The sequence below is a fragment of the Limnohabitans sp. genome (assembly GCF_034680285.1).
Taxonomy (GTDB): domain Bacteria; phylum Pseudomonadota; class Gammaproteobacteria; order Burkholderiales; family Burkholderiaceae_C; genus Limnohabitans_A.
In genome coordinates this window covers 1-18,399 of sequence record NZ_JAXITC010000010.1, presented here as the reverse complement: position 1 = coordinate 18,399, position 18,399 = coordinate 1, and the positions used below count along the sequence as shown (strand labels likewise).

Annotated in this window: 20 protein-coding genes and 1 tRNA gene; 19 read left to right on the top strand and 2 right to left on the bottom strand. The window is 57.5% G+C overall.

The window, feature by feature from the left end; translation table 11 throughout:
- Positions 1–48: 48 nt before the first annotated feature.
- Positions 49–321: a hypothetical protein gene (locus tag SWE17_RS09495; protein ID WP_322992856.1), complete on the bottom strand. Its 273-nt coding sequence runs from the start codon at positions 319–321 to the stop codon at positions 49–51.
- Between the two features lie 101 nt (positions 322–422).
- On the opposite strand from SWE17_RS09495, the gene SWE17_RS09490 reads away from it, so the two are divergent.
- Positions 423–1,607 (top strand): pyridoxal phosphate-dependent aminotransferase, encoded by a 1,185-nt coding sequence (locus SWE17_RS09490; protein ID WP_322992855.1) that lies wholly within the window; start codon positions 423–425, stop codon positions 1,605–1,607.
- A 17-nt stretch (positions 1,608–1,624) separates the two neighbouring features.
- On the opposite strand, the gene SWE17_RS09485 is transcribed toward SWE17_RS09490, so the two are convergent.
- On the bottom strand, positions 1,625–1,840 hold the full coding sequence (locus SWE17_RS09485; RefSeq protein WP_322992854.1) for a hypothetical protein: 216 nt from the start codon (positions 1,838–1,840) through the stop codon (positions 1,625–1,627).
- On the opposite strand from SWE17_RS09485, the gene rpsO reads away from it, so the two are divergent.
- The 18 genes from rpsO (at position 1,839) to nuoL (ending at position 18,333) form a co-directional block, all read left to right on the top strand.
- Positions 1,839–2,105: a 30S ribosomal protein S15 gene (gene rpsO, locus SWE17_RS09480; protein ID WP_019428565.1), complete on the top strand. Its 267-nt coding sequence runs from the start codon at positions 1,839–1,841 to the stop codon at positions 2,103–2,105. The two genes, SWE17_RS09485 and rpsO, sit on opposite strands and share 2 nt — an antisense overlap.
- A gap of 209 nt (positions 2,106–2,314) precedes the next feature.
- Entirely contained in the window at positions 2,315–4,420 is a 2,106-nt protein-coding gene (pnp, locus tag SWE17_RS09475) for a polyribonucleotide nucleotidyltransferase (RefSeq protein ID WP_322992853.1), read from the top strand.
- A gap of 51 nt (positions 4,421–4,471) precedes the next feature.
- Entirely contained in the window at positions 4,472–5,482 is a 1,011-nt protein-coding gene (locus tag SWE17_RS09470; RefSeq protein ID WP_322992852.1) for an NAD(P)H-quinone oxidoreductase, read from the top strand.
- Positions 5,483–5,487: 5 nt separating this feature from the next.
- Positions 5,488–6,234 carry a triose-phosphate isomerase gene (gene tpiA / locus SWE17_RS09465; protein ID WP_322992851.1) on the top strand — a complete coding sequence of 249 codons (747 nt, stop codon included), beginning with the start codon at positions 5,488–5,490 and terminating at the stop codon, positions 6,232–6,234.
- Positions 6,235–6,272: 38 nt separating this feature from the next.
- Entirely contained in the window at positions 6,273–6,659 is a 387-nt protein-coding gene (gene secG / locus SWE17_RS09460; RefSeq protein ID WP_322992850.1) for a preprotein translocase subunit SecG, read from the top strand.
- Between the two features lie 143 nt (positions 6,660–6,802).
- Positions 6,803–6,887 (top strand) — tRNA-Leu (locus SWE17_RS09455).
- Between the two features lie 65 nt (positions 6,888–6,952).
- Entirely contained in the window at positions 6,953–7,312 is a 360-nt protein-coding gene (locus SWE17_RS09450; RefSeq protein ID WP_322992849.1) for an NADH-quinone oxidoreductase subunit A, read from the top strand.
- Between the two features lie 43 nt (positions 7,313–7,355).
- Positions 7,356–7,835 carry a NuoB/complex I 20 kDa subunit family protein gene (locus SWE17_RS09445; RefSeq protein WP_089960498.1) on the top strand — a complete coding sequence of 160 codons (480 nt, stop codon included), beginning with the start codon at positions 7,356–7,358 and terminating at the stop codon, positions 7,833–7,835.
- 11 nt (positions 7,836–7,846) lie between these two features.
- On the top strand, positions 7,847–8,455 hold the full coding sequence (locus tag SWE17_RS09440; RefSeq protein ID WP_322992848.1) for an NADH-quinone oxidoreductase subunit C: 609 nt from the start codon (positions 7,847–7,849) through the stop codon (positions 8,453–8,455).
- A 1-nt stretch (position 8,456) separates the two neighbouring features.
- On the top strand, positions 8,457–9,710 hold the full coding sequence (locus SWE17_RS09435) for an NADH-quinone oxidoreductase subunit D (RefSeq protein WP_322992847.1): 1,254 nt from the start codon (positions 8,457–8,459) through the stop codon (positions 9,708–9,710).
- Positions 9,707–10,195 (top strand): NADH-quinone oxidoreductase subunit NuoE, encoded by a 489-nt coding sequence (gene nuoE, locus SWE17_RS09430; protein ID WP_322992846.1) that lies wholly within the window; start codon positions 9,707–9,709, stop codon positions 10,193–10,195. The genes SWE17_RS09435 and nuoE overlap by 4 nt, the downstream gene beginning before the upstream one ends.
- A complete protein-coding gene (gene nuoF / locus SWE17_RS09425; protein WP_322992845.1) occupies positions 10,195–11,595 on the top strand; it encodes an NADH-quinone oxidoreductase subunit NuoF in 1,401 nt (466 codons plus the stop codon). Before nuoE ends, nuoF begins: the two co-directional genes overlap by 1 nt.
- Positions 11,588–13,696 carry an NADH-quinone oxidoreductase subunit NuoG gene (gene nuoG / locus SWE17_RS09420; protein ID WP_322992844.1) on the top strand — a complete coding sequence of 703 codons (2,109 nt, stop codon included), beginning with the start codon at positions 11,588–11,590 and terminating at the stop codon, positions 13,694–13,696. The genes nuoF and nuoG overlap by 8 nt, the downstream gene beginning before the upstream one ends.
- Entirely contained in the window at positions 13,693–14,775 is a 1,083-nt protein-coding gene (gene nuoH, locus SWE17_RS09415; RefSeq protein WP_322992843.1) for an NADH-quinone oxidoreductase subunit NuoH, read from the top strand. The genes nuoG and nuoH overlap by 4 nt, the downstream gene beginning before the upstream one ends.
- A 21-nt stretch (positions 14,776–14,796) precedes the next feature.
- Complete coding sequence (nuoI, locus tag SWE17_RS09410) at positions 14,797–15,297, top strand: NADH-quinone oxidoreductase subunit NuoI (RefSeq protein WP_416235001.1); 501 nt, start codon at positions 14,797–14,799, stop codon at positions 15,295–15,297.
- A 36-nt stretch (positions 15,298–15,333) separates the two neighbouring features.
- Entirely contained in the window at positions 15,334–15,984 is a 651-nt protein-coding gene (locus SWE17_RS09405) for an NADH-quinone oxidoreductase subunit J (protein ID WP_322992842.1), read from the top strand.
- Positions 15,984–16,292, top strand: a complete 309-nt coding sequence (gene nuoK / locus SWE17_RS09400; RefSeq protein ID WP_100119811.1) for an NADH-quinone oxidoreductase subunit NuoK — start codon at positions 15,984–15,986, stop codon at positions 16,290–16,292. The genes SWE17_RS09405 and nuoK overlap by 1 nt, the downstream gene beginning before the upstream one ends.
- A gap of 7 nt (positions 16,293–16,299) precedes the next feature.
- A complete protein-coding gene (nuoL, locus tag SWE17_RS09395) occupies positions 16,300–18,333 on the top strand; it encodes an NADH-quinone oxidoreductase subunit L (RefSeq protein ID WP_322992841.1) in 2,034 nt (677 codons plus the stop codon).
- The last annotated feature ends 66 nt before the right edge of the window (positions 18,334–18,399 follow it).

Below are 18,399 nucleotides of genomic sequence, written 5' to 3'. Positions count from 1 at the left end.
GGGGCTCCCACATTCCTTGTAGGAGCGGCGCCCCCGCCGCGATGACGTTTAACTGGCAAACCCCTCGCAAGCTCCAGCATTGGCCTTGCCCCTGCATTCGCGCAAAAGACGCTTGTCCCGCTCAGTCTTGCTCTCGCCCGTGTTGGGGCTGACGGGCGGTTTGGATGCTTTACTTTGTTTCGGTTTTTTGGTCTTCGCGGGCTTGTCGGAGGCCGTGACGGCTGTGAAGTTGTCTACCGCATGGCTGGCTGGCGATATGGCCATCAAGCAAAGCCCACAACCCACGCTGGCGAGCGCGCGCATCCAATGCCCTGTGTTCATGGCGGTCTCCCTGTCTGTTGTTGTGCCGTTCATCATAGGCAAGTGCAGCGCTTGTGCAAAGGGTGACACCAGCAGGGTAGACCTGCCGTTACGATGGGTGCATGAACAAAAACACCGCTCCTTTCATGCGCCAGACCGTCATGGACCTGGAAGAGTCCCGCATCCGCGAAGTGGCCAACGCGGGCATGGGCCGCCCCGATGTGCTGGCCTTCTGGTTTGGCGAATCCGACGAGGTCACGCCCGACATCGTGCGCCAGGCGGCCATCGAGTCCATGCAAAAAGGCGAGACCTTTTATTCGCACAATTTGGGTTTGCCCGAGTTGCGCCAGGCCGTGTCCGACTACATGTCTGCCTTGCACGGTCCCGTTGGGGTTGACAGGCTGGCCATCACTTCGGGCGGCGTGAACGCCTTGATGCTGGCCGCGCAAGCCCTGATCGACACGGGCGACGAGGTGGTCGCCGTCACGCCCGTCTGGCCAAATTTGACGGCGCAGGCTTTGGTGATGGGCGCGAATTTGAAATGTGTGTCTCTGCGCCCGGTTGCTGGTCAGTGGCAGCTCGACATGGCTGCCCTCAAAGCCGCCATCACGCCCGCCACGCGCATGTTGATCGTCAATTCGCCCAACAACCCCACGGGCTGGACGCTCAATCGTGCCGAACAGGCCGAAATATTGGAGCACTGCCGCAGCACCGGCACCTGGGTGCTGGCCGACGAGGTGTACGAGCGCTTGTATTACGAAACCGACACGGCCAATGGCTGCGCCCCGTCTTTTCTGGATGTGGCTGAGCCCGACGACCGCCTGGTCGTGGTGCACAGCTTTTCCAAGAGTTTTTTGATGACCGGTTGGCGTCTGGGTTGGTTGGTCATGCCCGCCACCATGACGCCCCACATGGGCAAACTGATCGAGTTCAACACCTCGTGCGCTTCGGTCTTCACCCAAAAGGCTGGGGTGGTGGCTTTGCAAAATACCGCCGACATCACACCCCGCGTGGTCGCGCACCTCAAAGCCTGCCGCGACACCTTGGTGCCGCTGTTGCAGGCTGTGCCGGGTGTTCAATTGGCTCCAGCTCGGGGCGGCATGTATGCGTTTTTCAGGCTCGATGGTCACCCGGATGCGGTGCAGACGGCCAAACGCTTGGTGGCCGAAGCGGGCCTGGGGCTGGCCCCTGGCGAGGCTTTTGCCCCCGAAGCAGCGGGTTGGCTGCGTTGGTGCTTCGCTTCGAAAGACCTGGACAGGCTGAGTCAGGGCGTGGAACGGCTCAAAGGCTGGTTGGCCAAGAATTAATTGGGATCTGACCCCAATTAATTAATAGGGGTCAGATCCCAATTGTTGGTGTCTTCATGCCGAGCCTTGAAGCGAGCAAATGCCGACTTCGGGTGAAAAGGGCGGGCTTTCGGGCTATAATCCGCCTGTTTTGCGATTTGCAAAGCGCACGCCATCCGCTTTTCCGGCAGTTGGCGCAAGTCATTAACCCGCTGATATTCCTCAAGAATTCGGCGAAAACAAGGAAATACCATGATTGCATCTTCAATCAAGGCCGAGGTCGTCAAGGCCAACGCACGTGCTGCCAATGACACTGGCTCCCCAGAAGTCCAAGTGGCTTTGCTGACAGCTCGTATCAACGAGCTGACACCTCACTTCAAAACACACGCCAAAGACCATCACGGTCGCCGCGGTCTGCTGCGCATGGTGAGCCGTCGCCGCAAACTGTTGGACTACCTCAAGTCCCGTGATGCTGACCGTTACGTTGCGCTGATCGCCAAGCTTGGCCTGCGTAAGTAATCGTCTCTCCAGATGAAAAGCGCCTGAGTTAGTTCACTAGCTCAGGCGCTTTATTCTTTTTTTCTTCGGAATTTGTCACAAAGAACCCGCGCTGTGTCATTCCACAAGACTTTCAACCCAAGGTTTTGTGGAATGGCATCGAGTTCAGAGCGTCAACTTCCGGGCCCACAGTGCAGCCTCATGCGCTTTTGTTTTCAGGAGTTCTGAACATGTCCATTTTCAATAAAGTTACCAAAACGTTCCAGTGGGGCCAGCACACGGTCAAGATGGAAACTGGCGAAGTGGCTCGCCAAGCTGGCGGCGCTGTGCTGCTCGATATGGAAGGCACCGTGGTGCTGGCCACTGTGGTGGGTTCCAAGATCGCCAAAGCCGGTCAAGACTTCTTCCCCCTCACGGTGGACTACATCGAGAAGACTTACGCCGCAGGCAAGATCCCTGGCAGCTTCTTCAAGCGTGAAGCCAAGCCCAGCGAGCACGAAACCCTGACCAGCCGTCTGATCGACCGCCCAATCCGTCCTCTGTTCCCCGAAGGCTTCTACAACGACGTGCACGTGGTCATCCACACCGTGTCTTTGAACCCTGAAGTCGATGCCGACATCGCTGCGATGATCGCCGTGTCTGCCGCCTTGTCCATCTCGGGCATCCCGTTCAATGGCCCCATTGGTGCCGCTCGCGTGGGTTACATCAACGGTGAATACGTCCTGAACCCCGGCCAAACCCAGCGCAAAGACAGCGTGATGGACCTGGTGGTGGCCGGTACCGAAGCCGCTGTGCTGATGGTCGAATCCGAAGCCCTGCAACTGTCCGAAGAAATCATGTTGGGCGGCGTGGTGTATGGTCACGAGCAGTCGGCGATTGCCATCAACGCGATCCACGAACTGGTCCGCGAAGCTGGCAAGCCTGTCTGGGACTGGCAAGCGCCTGCCCGCGACACCGCTTTCGAAGCCAAGTTGGCCACATTGGCTGAAGAGAAGCTGCGTGCTGCATACCAAATCCGCAACAAGCAAGCCCGCACACACGCTTGCCGCGAAGCCTACGCTTCGGTCAAAGTCGCTTTGGCTGAAGAGGGCGTGGCCTTCGACAGCGTCAAGCTCGACGGCCTGATGTTCGAAATCGAAGCCCGCATCGTGCGCAGCCAGATTTTGGCGGGTGAGCCCCGCATTGACGGCCGCGACACACGCACTGTGCGCCCTATCGAAATCCGCAACAGCGTGTTGCCCCGCACCCACGGCTCAGCCTTGTTCACACGTGGCGAAACCCAGGCTTTGGTCATCACCACCTTGGGCACCGAGCGCGATGCGCAGCGCATTGACGCGCTGGCTGGTGAGTTCGAAGACCGCTTCATGTTCCACTACAACATGCCTCCCTTTGCCACCGGCGAAGTGGGCCGCATGGGCTCGACCAAGCGCCGCGAAATCGGCCACGGCCGTTTGGCCAAGCGTGCTTTGGCCGCTGTGTTGCCGACCAAAGAAGAGTTCCCCTACACCGTGCGTGTGGTGTCTGAGATCACCGAGTCGAACGGTTCTTCGTCCATGGCTTCGGTCTGCGGCGGCTGCTTGTCGATGATGGACGCCGGTGTGCCGATGAAGGCCCACGTGGCCGGTATCGCCATGGGCCTGATCAAGGAAGACAACCGCTTTGCGGTGTTGACCGACATCTTGGGTGACGAAGACCACTTGGGCGACATGGACTTCAAGGTCGCTGGTACCACCAACGGTATCACTGCGTTGCAGATGGACATCAAGATCCAGGGCATCACCAAAGAAATCATGCAAGTTGCTTTGGCTCAGGCCAAAGAAGCCCGTATGCACATTCTGGGCAAGATGCAAGAAGCGATGAGCGAAGCCAACACCGAAGTGTCTGATTTCGCACCCAAGCTCTTCACCATGAAGATCAACCCCGAGAAGATCCGTGACGTGATCGGCAAAGGCGGCGCCACCATCCGCGCCCTGACCGAAGAAACCGGTTGCCAGATCAACATCTCCGAAGACGGCACGATCACCATCGCGGCCACCGACGGCGAGAAGGCCGAGATCGCCAAGAAGCGCATCGAGCAGATCACCGCCGAAGTCGAAATCGGCAAGGTCTACGAAGGCCCAGTGACCAAGATCTTGGACTTCGGCGCCTTGATCAACTTGTTGCCCGGTAAAGACGGACTGCTGCACATCAGCCAGATCGCCCACGAGCGCGTTGAAAAAGTGACCGACTACCTGAGCGAAGGCCAGATTGTCAAAGTCAAGGTCATGGAAACCGACGAAAAAGGCCGCATCAAGCTGTCGATGAAGGCTTTGTTGGACCGTCCTGCCCAAGGCTAAACAGCGTTGCTTCGGGTGATCAGCGATCACCCGGCATCGCGTAGATTCACCATGAACGTCATTGAAATCCAAAGCTACGGCGCCCCCGAGGTGCTGGTCCCTGGCTCCCGCCCTGACCCCGTTGCTGGGGTAGGTGAGTTGCTCATTCGCGTTTCGGCCAGCGGCATCAACCGCCCCGACGTGCTGCAACGCCTGGGCAATTACCCCGTACCCCCCGGTGCCTCGGATATTCCGGGCCTGGAAGTCGCGGGTGTGGTGGTATCGGGTGATGCAACGGCCATGGCCGAAGCGGGTTTGGCGGTGGGCGACCGTGTGTGCGCCTTGGTCGCTGGCGGTGGTTATGCGCAGCTGTGTGTGGCACCCGTGGCCCAATGCTTGCCAGTGCCTAAGGGCCTGACGAACATTGAAGCCGCTTCGCTGCCCGAGACCTTCTTCACAGTCTGGAGCAATGTGTTTGACCGGGGGCGATTGCAAGCGGGTGAGACCTTGTTGATTCAAGGCGGCACCAGCGGCATCGGCGTTACAGCCATCCAAATGGCCAAGGCGGCCGGTGCGACCGTGATCGCCACGGCGGGTTCTGACGCCAAGTGCCAGGCTTGCCTGGCCTTGGGTGCGGACCACGCCATCAATTACAAAACCACCGACTTCGTCGCCGAGGCCAAGCGCCTGACCGGCGGTGCGGGTGTGAATGTCATTTTGGACATGGTCGCCGGTGACTACGTGGCGCGTGAAGTCGAGGCCCTGGCCGAAGATGGCCGCTTGGTCATCATCGCTGTGCAAGGCGGCATCAAGAGCGAATTCAACGCTGGGATGGTGCTGCGCCGCCGTTTGACCATCACGGGTTCGACCTTGCGTCCACGTCCTGTGGCCTTCAAAGCCGCGATTGCCCAGTCTTTGCTTAAAACTGTTTGGCCCTGGATCGAGTCGGGCCGCATCAAGCCGGTCATCCACAGCGTGTTTGCTGCGGCAGAGGCGGGTGGTGGTTTGCCATCGGGTGCGGCGCAAGCCCATGCCTTGATGGAAACCAATCAGCATGTAGGCAAATTGGTGGTGACTTGGTGACAGCCATGCGCGGCAAGTTGATGATCGGCAATTGGAAGATGAATGGCAGCTTGGCTGCCAATGCGTCTTTGTTGACCGATTTGTTGGCTGACTCGGTCGATGTGTATTGCCGCTCTGCGGTGTGTGTGCCTTCGCTGTATCTGGCGCAAATGCAAAGCTTGCTCACTGGGACCTCCATAGCCTTGGGGGCGCAAGATGTGTCTGCCCACGAAGACGGGGCTTATACAGGTGAGGTTTCAGCAACCATGTTGAGAGACTTTGCCGTGCGCTATTGCATCGTAGGTCATTCGGAGCGGCGGCAATACCACGCTGAGTCGGATATGTTGGTCGCCAGCAAGGCCCAACGTGCATTGGCGGCCGGCATCACCCCGATTGTTTGTGTGGGCGAGAGTCTGGCCGAGCGCGAAGCGGGTCAGACCGAAGTGGTGGTCAAAAGACAGTTGGCGGCGGTGATTCATGCGAATGGCCATTGCATCAGTGAAATCGTGGTGGCTTATGAGCCAGTCTGGGCCATTGGCACGGGATTGACGGCCACGCCGGAGCAAGCACAAAAGGTGCATGCTGTGTTGCGGGCCCAGTTGCAAGTCGCGACTGCTCACGCTGACCGCGTATCGATTTTGTATGGGGGCAGTATGAATGCTGCCAACGCTGCCGACTTGTTGGCCCAGACCGATGTGGATGGTGGCCTGATTGGTGGTGCCGCGTTGAAAGCGCCTGATTTTTTATCCATGCTGAAGACGGCTTCGCGCTGATTCTTTGGCTAAGTTTTGATTGATTTTTGGAGATAGAGATGAGCATGGTGTTGACTTTGATTTTGGTGGTGCAGATGTTGTCGGCTTTGGCCATGATCGGTTTGATCCTGATCCAGCACGGTAAAGGTGCTGACATGGGCGCGGCCTTTGGCAGTGGCGGTTCGGGCAGCCTGTTTGGCGCTACCGGTGGTGCCAATTTTCTGTCGAGGACCACCGCTGTTTTAGCCGCGGTGTTTTTTGTATGCACCTTGTTGTTGGCGTATTTCAGCAATGTCCGTCCCACAGCCCCATCGGGCAGCGTTTTGGAAGGTGCCGCCGTCACCGCTCCCGCAGCGCCCGTGGACAGCAGTACGGCTGCACAAATTCCCGGTAACGCGCCTGCAGCCAAGCCTGACAACAGCGTGCCACCGGCACCCGCCAAGTAAGTTGGCATTCAGCTTTGTTGCTCTGCACAATTTTCCCTGTTTGTAAAAGGAAATAGCGGAGTTTTCAGAGTAAACTCGGAGTCTGACCTGAGAGCCAATTGCGCCATGTGGTGCACCTCTTGCAATCGGGTTAAACGTATCCAGCCGTCGTGGTGAAATTGGTAGACACGCTATCTTGAGGGGGTAGTGGCGAAAGCTGTGCGAGTTCGAGTCTCGCCGACGGCACCAGATAAACAGAAAAACCCAATCCGAAAGGCTTGGGCAATTCATTCGGTGATACCGCAAGTTCCAAAATGAACCTCGATCAGTACCTCCCCATTCTCTTGTTCATTTTGGTCGGCATTGCTGTCGGCATCATTCCCCAGGTTTTGGGCTACATCCTTGGCCCCAACAAGCCTGATGCAGAAAAAAATTCCCCCTATGAATGCGGCTTCGAAGCTTTCGAAGACGCCCGCATGAAGTTCGATGTGCGCTATTACCTGGTCGCCATCTTGTTCATCTTGTTCGATTTGGAAATCGCTTTCCTGTTCCCTTGGGCTGTGGCGCTCAAGGAGGTGGGTCTTGCAGGCTTTGTGGCCGTGGTGATTTTCTTGGCCATTCTGGTCGTAGGCTTCGTCTACGAATGGAAAAAAGGCGCCCTGGACTGGGAATGATTTTGTCAAACACAACACCATTCGGCCTGCTTAAGGACTCAAAATGATTGAAGGCGTGATGAAAGAAGGTTTCATCACCACGAGTTACGACTCGGTGGTGAATTGGGCCAAAACGGGTTCTCTTTGGCCCATGACCTTTGGTCTGGCGTGCTGCGCGGTCGAAATGATGCATTCAGCGACTGCCCGTTACGACTTGGCCCGCTTTGGTGCTGAAGTTTTCCGCGCCAGCCCACGCCAAGCCGATTTGATGATCGTGGCCGGAACCCTGTGCAACAAGATGGCCCCGGCCTTGCGCAAGGTCTATGACCAAATGTCTGAACCGCGCTGGGTAATCTCCATGGGTTCTTGTGCCAATGGCGGTGGTTATTACCACTACAGTTACTCCGTGGTACGTGGTTGCGACCGCATTGTGCCGGTGGATGTGTATGTGCCGGGCTGCCCGCCCACAGCAGAAGCGTTGATCTACGGCATCATTCAGTTGCAGCAAAAAATCCGCCGCACGCAGACCATCGCGCGCGCTTGAAGGGAATGACGATGACCCATTTCGCCATTCGCCCCGAAGACCTGCAAGACACCTTGGCTGCGGCTTTGGGTGATCGGGTTCAAAGTATTTCCATCGCTCTGGGTGAGGTTGCTGTTCATGTGAGCGCAGCCCACTACCTGAGTGTGATGCAGACCCTGCGCGATGTCGCGGGCTGCCAATTCGAGCAACTGATCGATCTGGCTGGTGTGGACTATTCCACTTACCGCGACGTGGGCACCGATGGTCCCCGGTTCGGCGTGACGGTGCACTTGCTGTCGGTCAGTCTGAACCAGCGCGTGCGCGTCAAGGTGCTGTGCCCCGAGGACGATTTGCCTTTGGTGGCTTCGGTCAATGAACTCTGGAATTCGGCCAACTGGTACGAGCGTGAAGCTTTTGACTTGTACGGCATCGTGTTTGAAGGCCACAACGACCTGCGCCGCATCTTGACCGATTACGGTTTCATCGGTCATCCATTCCGCAAGGACTTCCCACTGTCGGGTCACGTTGAAATGCGTTACGACGCCGAGCGCAAGCGCGTGATTTATGAGCCCGTGAGCATTGAGCCACGCGAAATCACGCCCCGCATCATCCGCGAAGAAAACTATGGAGGCCTGAACTGACATGGCCGAAATCAAGAATTACACGCTGAACTTCGGTCCACAGCACCCGGCCGCCCACGGCGTGCTGCGTTTGGTGCTCGAGCTGGACGGCGAGGTCGTGCAACGCGCTGACCCGCACATCGGTTTGCTGCACCGTGCCACCGAAAAGCTGGCGGAAAGCAAAACCTATATCCAATCGCTGCCCTATATGGACCGCTTGGATTACGTGTCGATGATGTGCAACGAGCACGCTTACTGTTTGGCCATCGAGAAGATGCTGGGCCTCGAAGTGCCCATGCGCGCCCAGTACATCCGCGTGATGTTCTCGGAAATCACCCGTATCCTGAACCACCTCATGTGGCTCGGCTCGCACGGCAACGATTGCGGCAGCTCCACCATCTTGATCTACACCTTCCGCGAGCGTGAAGACCTGTTTGACATGTATGAAGCCGTGTCTGGTGCGCGCATGCATGCCGCTTACTTCCGTCCTGGTGGCGTGTACCGTGACCTGCCTGACAGCATGCCGCAGTACAAAGTGAGCAAGGTCAAAAATGCCAAAGCCATCGAGCAGCTCAACACCAACCGCCGTGGCTCCTTGCTGGACTTCATTGACGACTTCACGCAGCGCTTCCCCAAGTGCGTGGACGAGTACGAAACCCTGCTGACCGACAACCGCATCTGGAAACAGCGCACGGTGGGCATCGGCGTGGTGGCCCCCGAGCGTGCCCTGAATCTGGGCATGACCGGCCCCATGCTGCGCGGCTCCGGCTTTGCCTGGGACTTGCGCAAGAAGCAGCCCTACGATGCCTATGACAAAGTCGAATTCGACGTGCCTGTGGGCAAAACCGGTGACAGTTATGACCGGTATTTGGTTCGCATGGCTGAGATGCGCGAATCCAACCGCATCATCCAGCAGTGCGTGGCTTGGTTGCGCGCCAACCCTGGTCCGGTCATCACCGACAACCACAAAATTGCACCGCCTTCGCGCGAGGGCATGAAGTCCAACATGGAAGACTTGATCCACCATTTCAAGCTCTTCACAGAAGGCTTTCATGTACCCGAAGGCGAGGCCTACGCAGCGGTCGAGCACCCGAAAGGCGAGTTCGGCATTTACATGGTGAGCGATGGGGCCAACAAGCCCTACCGCCTCAAAATTCGCGCCCCGGGCTTTGCCCATTTGGCCACCCTCGATGAAATGGCCCGTGGCCACATGCTGGCCGATGCGGTCGCGATCATCGGGACCATGGACATCGTTTTTGGAGAGATTGACCGATGATCTCTGATTCCACCAGAGCACGCTTTGCGCGTGAAGTTGCCAAGTTCCCTGCGGATCAAAAGCAGTCGGCCGTCATGGCCTGCCTGTCGATCGTGCAGCAAGAACAAGGCTGGGTCAGCCCCGACAGTGAGCAAGTCGTGGCCGAGGTGTTGGGCATGCCCGTGATGGCCGTGCACGAAGTCACCACCTTCTACAACATGTACAACCAAAAGCCGGTGGGCAAGTTCAAACTGAACGTTTGCACCAACCTGCCTTGCCAGTTGCGTGGTGGTGCGCAAGCGTTGGCCCATCTGGAGCACAAATTGGGGGTGCACGCCGGTGAAACCACCTCCGATGGCTTATTCACGTTGCAACCCAGCGAATGCCAAGGTGCTTGCGCGGATGCTCCCGTGTTGCTGGTGAATGACCGCCATATGTGCAGTTTCATGAGCCACGAAAAGCTTGACCAACTGGTCGACAGCCTGAAGAAAGCCGAGGCCGCCTGATGAACGTCGAACAAATTCTGAGCCAATTCCAAGCCACCGGCGTGGAAAGCTGCTTCCATGACCGCCACATCAACCCGCAAATTTATGCGGGCTTGAATGGCCGCAATTGGGGCATCAAAGACTACGAAGCGCGTGGCGGCTACGCGGCCTTGCGCAAGATCCTGGGCAAAGATGGCTCTGCGCCAAACGCCGAAACCGGCGTGGCGGGCATGACCCAAGACCAGGTGATCGCCACAGTCAAAGAGTCCGGCCTGCGTGGTCGCGGTGGTGCGGGTTTCCCCACGGGCCTGAAGTGGAGCTTCATGCCCCGCCAGTTCCCTGGTCAAAAGTATTTGGTGTGCAATTCGGACGAAGGCGAGCCGGGCACATGCAAAGACCGCGACATCATGGAGTACAACCCGCACACGGTGATCGAAGGCATGATCATCGCGGCGTATGCCATGGGCATCAGCGTGGGTTACAACTACATCCACGGCGAAATTTTCCACACCTACGAACGCTTTGAAGCGGCCCTCGAAGAAGCCCGCGCTGCAGGCTACTTGGGCAACAACATTCTGGGCAGCACCTTCAGCTTCCAGTTGCACGCGTCGCACGGTTTTGGCGCCTACATCTGCGGCGAAGAAACCGCTTTGCTCGAATCGCTCGAAGGCAAAAAAGGCCAACCTCGCTTCAAGCCACCGTTCCCCGCCAGTTTTGGTCTGTACGGCAAGCCCACCACGATCAATAACACCGAGACCTTCGCAGCGGTGCCGTGGATCATCCGCAATGGTGGTCAGGCTTATCTGGAATGCGGCAAGCCCAACAACGGCGGCACCAAGATCTTCTCGGTCAGCGGTGATGTGGAGCGCCCTGGCAACTACGAAGTGCCCATGGGCACACCGTTTGCCAAGCTGCTCGAATTGGCGGGTGGTGTGCGCGGCGGTCGCAAACTCAAAGCCGTGATTCCTGGCGGTTCTTCATCGCCTGTGATTCCGGCCGATTTGATGATGAAACTCACCATGGACTACGACAGCATCGCCAAAGAGGGCGGTTCGATGTTGGGTTCGGGCGCGGTGATCGTCATGGACGAGACCCGCTGCATGGTCAAGGCCTTGGCGCGTTTGTCTTACTTTTATTCGCACGAGTCTTGTGGCCAATGCACGCCTTGCCGTGAAGGTACAGGCTGGCTTTGGCGCATGGTGGACCGCATTGAAAACGGCCACGGTCGTGCCAGCGACATCGACATGCTCGACAGCGTGGCCGGCAACATCATGGGCCGCACGATTTGCGCCTTGGGCGACGCAGCGGCCATGCCAGTGCGCGGCATGCTCAAGCATTTCCGTCACGAATTTGTACACCTCATCGAGCACAAGACCTCTATGGTCGAAGCCGATGCAACAGCGGTGAAGACCCATGGTTGAAATAGAACTCGACGGTCAGAAAGTGGAAGTTGCCGAAGGCAGCATGGTGATGCATGCGGCCGAAAAAGCCGGCACCTACATCCCCCATTTCTGCTACCACAAGAAACTCTCCATCGCGGCCAACTGCCGCATGTGCCTGGTCGAGGTCGAAAAAGCCCCCAAGCCCATGCCCGCATGCGCCACGCCCGTGACGCAAGGCATGATCGTGCGCACCAAGAGCGACCGAGCCATTGCGGCGCAAAAGTCGGTCATGGAGTTTTTGCTGATCAACCACCCGCTGGACTGCCCCATCTGCGACCAAGGCGGTGAGTGCCAGTTGCAAGACTTGGCCGTGGGTTATGGCGGCAGCACCTCGCGTTACGAAGAAGAAAAGCGTGTGGTGTTCCACAAGGAAGTCGGCCCGCTGATCTCCATGGAAGAGATGAGCCGCTGCATCCACTGCACACGCTGCGTGCGCTTTGGCCAAGAAGTGGCTGGCGCGATGGAGTTGGGCATGTCGCACCGTGGTGAGCATGCAGAGATCGAAACCTTCCTGGGTCAGACGATCGACTCCGAGTTGTCGGGCAACATGATCGACATCTGTCCCGTGGGCGCTTTGACCAGCAAGCCTTTCCGCTACCACGCCCGCACTTGGGAGCTGTCGCGCCGCAAGTCGGTGGCGGCGCACGATTCGTCCGGTGCCAACCTGATTGTGCAGGTCAAGAACAACCAGGTCATGCGCGTGGTGCCCCTGGAAAACGAAGACGTGAATGAGTGCTGGATCGCCGACCGTGAGCGTTTCTCTTACGAAGCTCTGACCGGCTCTGACCGCCTGACACGCCCCATGCTCAAGCAGGGCGGCGAGTGGAAAGAAGTCGACTGGCAAACAGCCCTCGAATACGTGGCCAATGGCTTGCGCAACATCCAGCGTGACCACGGTGCGGGCAGCATCGGCGCACTGGTGAGCCCGCACAGCACGGTGGAAGAGTTGTATCTCGCTGGCGCTCTGGTGCGCGGGCTGGGTTCAGACAACATCGATTACCGCCTGCGCAACGCCGAGTTTGGCGCTAGCGAAGGCGTGCGCACCTTGGGCACATCAGTTGCATCGCTGTCCACTTTGCAGCGCGTTCTGGTTGTGGGTTCCAACCTGCGCAAAGACCATCCGCTGTTTGCATTGCGCGTGCGGCACGCCGTGCGCCATGGCGCTCAGCTCCATGTCATCACAACACCTGCGGCTTTCAGCCATGCAGATGCTTGGGCCATGCCCGTGGCGCAGGCCGTTTTGTCCGACGCTTCCGGCTGGGCGCAAGCTCTGGCCGATGTGGCGGCTGCCATCGCATCCGAGAAGGGTGTGAGCGCTCCCGCAGCTGGCACTGCCACGGCCCAAGCGCAAGCCATCGCCAAGTCCTTGATGGGCGGCGAACGCAAAGCTGTGTTGCTGGGCAACGCCGCAGCGCATGCAGTCAATGCATCGAGCTTGCTTGCTCTGGCCAACTGGATTGCTGAGCAAACCGGTGCGAGTGTCGGTTACCTGACTGAAGCGGCCAACACCGTGGGCGCACAGTGGGTCGGTGCCCAGCCCCAAACCGGTGGCAAGCACGCAGGCCAGATGTTGGCCGGTGGTCTCAAAGCCGCGATCTTGCTGAACACCGAACCTGAGTTCGACAGCGCAGCAGGTGCCGCCGCAGCCCAGACTTTGGGGCAGGCCGAAATGGTCGTGACACTCAGTCCGTTCAAAGCCAACATGGCTTTCAGCGATGTGTTGCTGCCGATCGCTCCTTTCACCGAAACATCGGGCAGCTTTGTCAACGCAGAAGGCCGTCTGCAAAGCTTCCATGCCGTGGTCAAGCCCCTGGCTGAAACCCGTCCCGCATGGAAAGTGTTGCGTGTATTGGCCAACTTGCTTGACATCCCGGGTGTGGCATTTGAAACCTCACAAGAGGTTTTGGCCCGCGCGACTGCACAGCCCTTGTCCGCATCGAACGCCACACGTGCCGCGATCACTTTGAACGCCACGACAACTGCACCTGTGAGCGCTTCGATTTACCAACTCGATGGCATCGTTCGCCGCGCGCCGTCCTTGCAATTGACCGCAGACGCACGCCAGGAGGTGGCGCCATGATTGACGCTCTGTACAACGGCGGCCTGAACTTGGTGGCTGCCAGCTGGTGGGCCACTTTGGTTTGGCCAGTGCTTTGGATCTTGCTCAAGATCGTCGCCATCCTTGCGCCGCTGATGGGTGCTGTGGCTTACCTGACGCTGTGGGAGCGCAAACTTTTGGGCTTCATGCAAGTGCGGCACGGTCCCAACCGCGTGGGCCCGATGGGCTTGCTGCAACCAATTGCCGATGCGCTCAAGCTCCTGACCAAGGAATTGATCAACCCATCAGCTGCCAGTCTGGGCTTGTTCCGATTGGGTCCGATCATGGCCATCATGCCGGCTTTGGCCGCATGGGTGGCGATTCCATTCGGGCCCGAAGTGGCACTCACCAACATCAACACGGGTTTGATGCTGGTGATGGCCATCACCTCGATCGAGGTGTACGGCGTGATCATCGCGGGTTGGGCTTCTAACTCCAAATATGCCTTCTTGGGTGCACTGCGTGCTTCGGCACAGATGGTGAGCTACGAAATTGCCATGGGCTTTTGCTTCTTGGTGGTCTTGATGGTCTCGGGCAGCATGAACTTGACCGAGATCGTTTTGGCGCAAGGTAAGGGTACAGCTGCGCACATGGGCCTGGGCATCTTCTCTTGGAACTGGCTGCCTCTGTTGCCCATCTTCATCGTTTACCTGATTTCAGGCGTAGCAGAAACCAACCGTCACCCCTTTGACGTGGTCGAAGGTGAAGCCGAAATCGTGGCCGGCCACATGGTCGAGTATTCCGGCATGGGCTTCGCCATTTTCTTCTTGGCTGAATACGCCAGCATGTGGCTCGTGTCCATCTTGGCTGTGATCATGTTCTTGGGTGGCTGGTTGTCGCCCATCGACAGCGCCTTGTTCAATGCGATTCCTGGCTGGATCTGGCTGGGCCTCAAGACCTTCTTGGTCGTGTCCATGTTCATCTGGATTCGTGCCACTTTCCCGCGCTTCCGTTATGACCAGATCATGCGTTTGGGTTGGAAGATTTTCATCCCAGTCACATTGGTGTGGCTGCTGGTGGTGGGCGTTTGGCTCCACTCACCATGGAACATCTGGAAATAAGCGGTGCACGACATGACCACAATGACTGCTTCCTCCTTTTCGATCAAAGATTTCTTCAAGAGCTTCATGCTCGTGGAGTTGATCAAGGGCATGGCCCTGACCGGACGCTACGCTTTCGCCCGCAAGGTGACAGTGCAGTTCCCGGAAGAAAAAACACCGCTGTCACCACGTTTCCGTGGCCTGCATGCACTGCGCCGTTACGACAACGGTGAAGAGCGCTGCATTGCTTGCAAACTCTGCGAGGCCGTGTGCCCTGCGATGGCCATCACCATCGAGGCAGGTCAGCGAGAAGACGGCTCACGCCGTACCACGCGTTACGACATTGATCTGACCAAGTGCATCTTTTGCGGTTTTTGCGAAGAGAGCTGCCCAGTGGATTCGATCGTCGAAACCCACATTTTTGAATACCACGGTGAAAAACGCGGTGACTTGTACTTCACCAAGGACATGTTGCTGGCCGTGGGCGACCGTTACGAAAAAGAGATCGCGGCTGCCAAAGCCGCAGATGCTCCTTACCGTTGAACGCCGCCAGTCCTGAACACTTAAAAAGACAGACCTATGGACGTCAAGACCGGTTTCTTTTACCTTTTCTCGGTGGTGCTGCTGTTTGCAGCATTCCGGGTGGTGACCGCACGCAACCCCGTGCACGCAGTGCTGTACCTCATGCTGGCGTTTTCGCAAGCCTCTGCGGTCTGGTTCCTCCTCAACGCCGAATTCTTAGCCATCTTGTTGGTGCTGGTGTATTTGGGCGCTGTCATGGTGCTCTTCTTGTTCGTGGTGATGATGCTGGACATTGGCATTGACACGGTGCGCAAGGGGTTTTGGAGAAACTTCCCGCTCGCAGCGACTCTGGGTGCGGTTGTCGCCCTTGAGATGGCTGCGGTCTTGTTGTCGGGTTTCCGATTGGCGGAAGCGCCGGCGATGGCTGCAGGCGCTGTGCAGGTGGACAACGTCAAGGCGCTGGGTATCTTGTTGTACACCGAATATTTGATGCCCATTCAGATTGCGGCAGCCATTTTGTTGGTGGCCATGATCGCTGCGATTGCCTTGACCTTGCGTGAGCGCAAAGACAGCAAGGCCATTGACCCGTCGGTTCAAGTTCGGGTTCGTGCTGCTGACCGCATGCAGTTGGTCAAGATGACGGCGACACAAGTCGCGCCTGACCCGGTGTTGGCAAGCGAAGCAGCCTCAGAAGAGGTGAAGAAATGATGACTTTGACCCTTGGACACTTTTTGTCGCTCGGCGCCATGCTGTTTGCATTGGCCGTGATCGGCATCTTTTTGAACCGCAAAAACCTGATCGTTTTGCTCATGGCCATCGAGTTGATGTTGTTGGCCGTGAACATGAACTTTGTGGCCTTCTCTCACTACCTGGGTGACATGCACGGCCAAGTGTTTGTGTTCTTCATCCTCACGGTGGCTGCGGCCGAATCGGCCATTGGCTTGGCCATCCTGGTGCTGTTGTTCCGCAACAAGAACAACATCAACGTGGACGAACTCAATTCGCTCAAGGGTTAATAAGAATATGAGTCAAACCCTCAATGCCAGTACGCTGCTGGCTGTGCCCCTCGCGCCCCTGGTGGGCTCGGTACTGGCGGGTGTGCTCGGCACCCAATTCGGTGGTAACTGGATCGGCCGCCGGCTGACCCATACGCTGACCATCTTGGGCGTGCTGGTGGCCTTCATCTTGTCGGCCATGACACTCAAAAATGTCATCGATGGTGCCCGCTTCAATGAAACCCTCTACACCTGGATGGTGGTGGGTGGTTTGAAGATGGAGATCGGCTTCTTGGTCGATGGCATCACCGCCATGATGATGTGCGTGGTGACCTTTGTGTCGCTGATGGTGCACATCTACACCATCGGTTACATGGAAGAAGACGAAGGCTACAACCGTTTCTTCGCCTACATCTCCCTGTTCACCTTCTCCATGCTGATGCTCGTGATGAGCAACAACCTGCTGCAACTGTTTTTCGGTTGGGAAGCAGTGGGTTTGGTGTCGTATTTGTTGATTGGTTTTTGGTACAACAAACCGACCGCCATCTTTGCCAACATGAAGGCTTTTTTGGTCAACCGTGTGGGTGACTTCGGCTTCATTTTGGGCATTGGCCTGATCGTGGCCTACACCGGTACGCTCAACTACACCGAGTTGTTTGCCAAAGCCAATGAACTGGCTGCCATCAACTTCCCTTGGTATGTCTTCGGCATGGACGCCATGCTGATCACCGTGATCTGTATTTGCCTCTTCATCGGTGCCATGGGCAAGTCTGCGCAGTTCCCGCTTCATGTGTGGCTGCCTGACTCGATGGAAGGCCCCACACCGATCTCTGCGCTGATCCACGCTGCGACCATGGTCACGGCAGGTATCTTCATGGTCGCACGCATGTCGCCCTTGTTTGAGTTGTCTGATGCGGCCCTCAACTTCATCATGGTGATTGGCTCGATCACAGCCTTGTTCATGGGCTTTTTGGGCATCATCCAAAACGACATCAAGCGCGTGGTGGCTTACTCCACTTTGTCGCAGCTCGGTTACATGACGGTGGCTCTGGGCGCATCGGCCTACTCGGTGGCGGTGTTCCACCTCATGACACACGCTTTCTTCAAAGCGCTGCTGTTTTTGGGCGCGGGCTCGGTCATCATGGGCATGCACCACAACCAAGACATCCGCTGGATGGGTGGCGTGCGCAAGTACATGCCCATCACTTGGATCACCTCTTTGCTGGGTTCGCTGGCCTTGATTGGAACGCCTTTGTTCTCGGGTTTTTACTCGAAGGACAGCATCATCGAAGCCGTGCACCTGAGCACGCTGCCTGCCGCTGGCTTTGCCAACTTCGCAGTTTTGGCTGGCGTGTTCGTCACTGCCTTCTATTCATTCCGCATGTATTTCCTGGTTTTCCACGGCAAAGAACGCTACGACCAGAACCCGGATGCGCACCATGGCCATGATGATCACCATGGTCATGACGACCACGGTCACGACAAGCCCCACGAGTCGCCTTGGGTGGTCACGGTGCCCTTGGTCTTGTTGGCCATTCCTTCGGTGGTGATTGGTTTCATGACCACCCAGCCCATGCTGTACGGTGAGTTCTTCAAAGATGTCATCTTCATCGATGCCGTCAAGCACCCCGCCATGAAGCAACTCGGTGAGATGTTCCATGGCCCTGTGGCCATGGCGATGCACGGCTTGAGCACCGCACCGTTTTGGTTGGCTTTGGCGGGTGTGGTCACTGCTTGGTACATGTACCTCATCAACCCCAAAGTGCCTGCGTTTTTCGCCCGTGCTTTGCGCCCACTGATCGTGGTCTTGGAGCAGAAATACTTCATGGACTGGATCAACGAAAACATTCTCGCCAAGGGCGCTCGTGGTTTGGGCTTGGGCCTGTGGAAGGTGGGCGACCGCGCCATCATCGACGGTCTCTTGGTCAACGGTTCTTGGAAAGTCGTGGGCTTGGTGTCTGGTGTGGTGCGTTGGTTCCAGTCGGGCTTCCTGTACCACTATGCCCTGGTCATGATTTTGGGTGTGTTCGTGCTGATGACGTATTTCGTCTGGCTCGCTTAACGGTTTTGAGGACAAGATAAAAATGGGATTGTTAAGCCTTGCCATCTGGATGCCGATCGCTTTCGG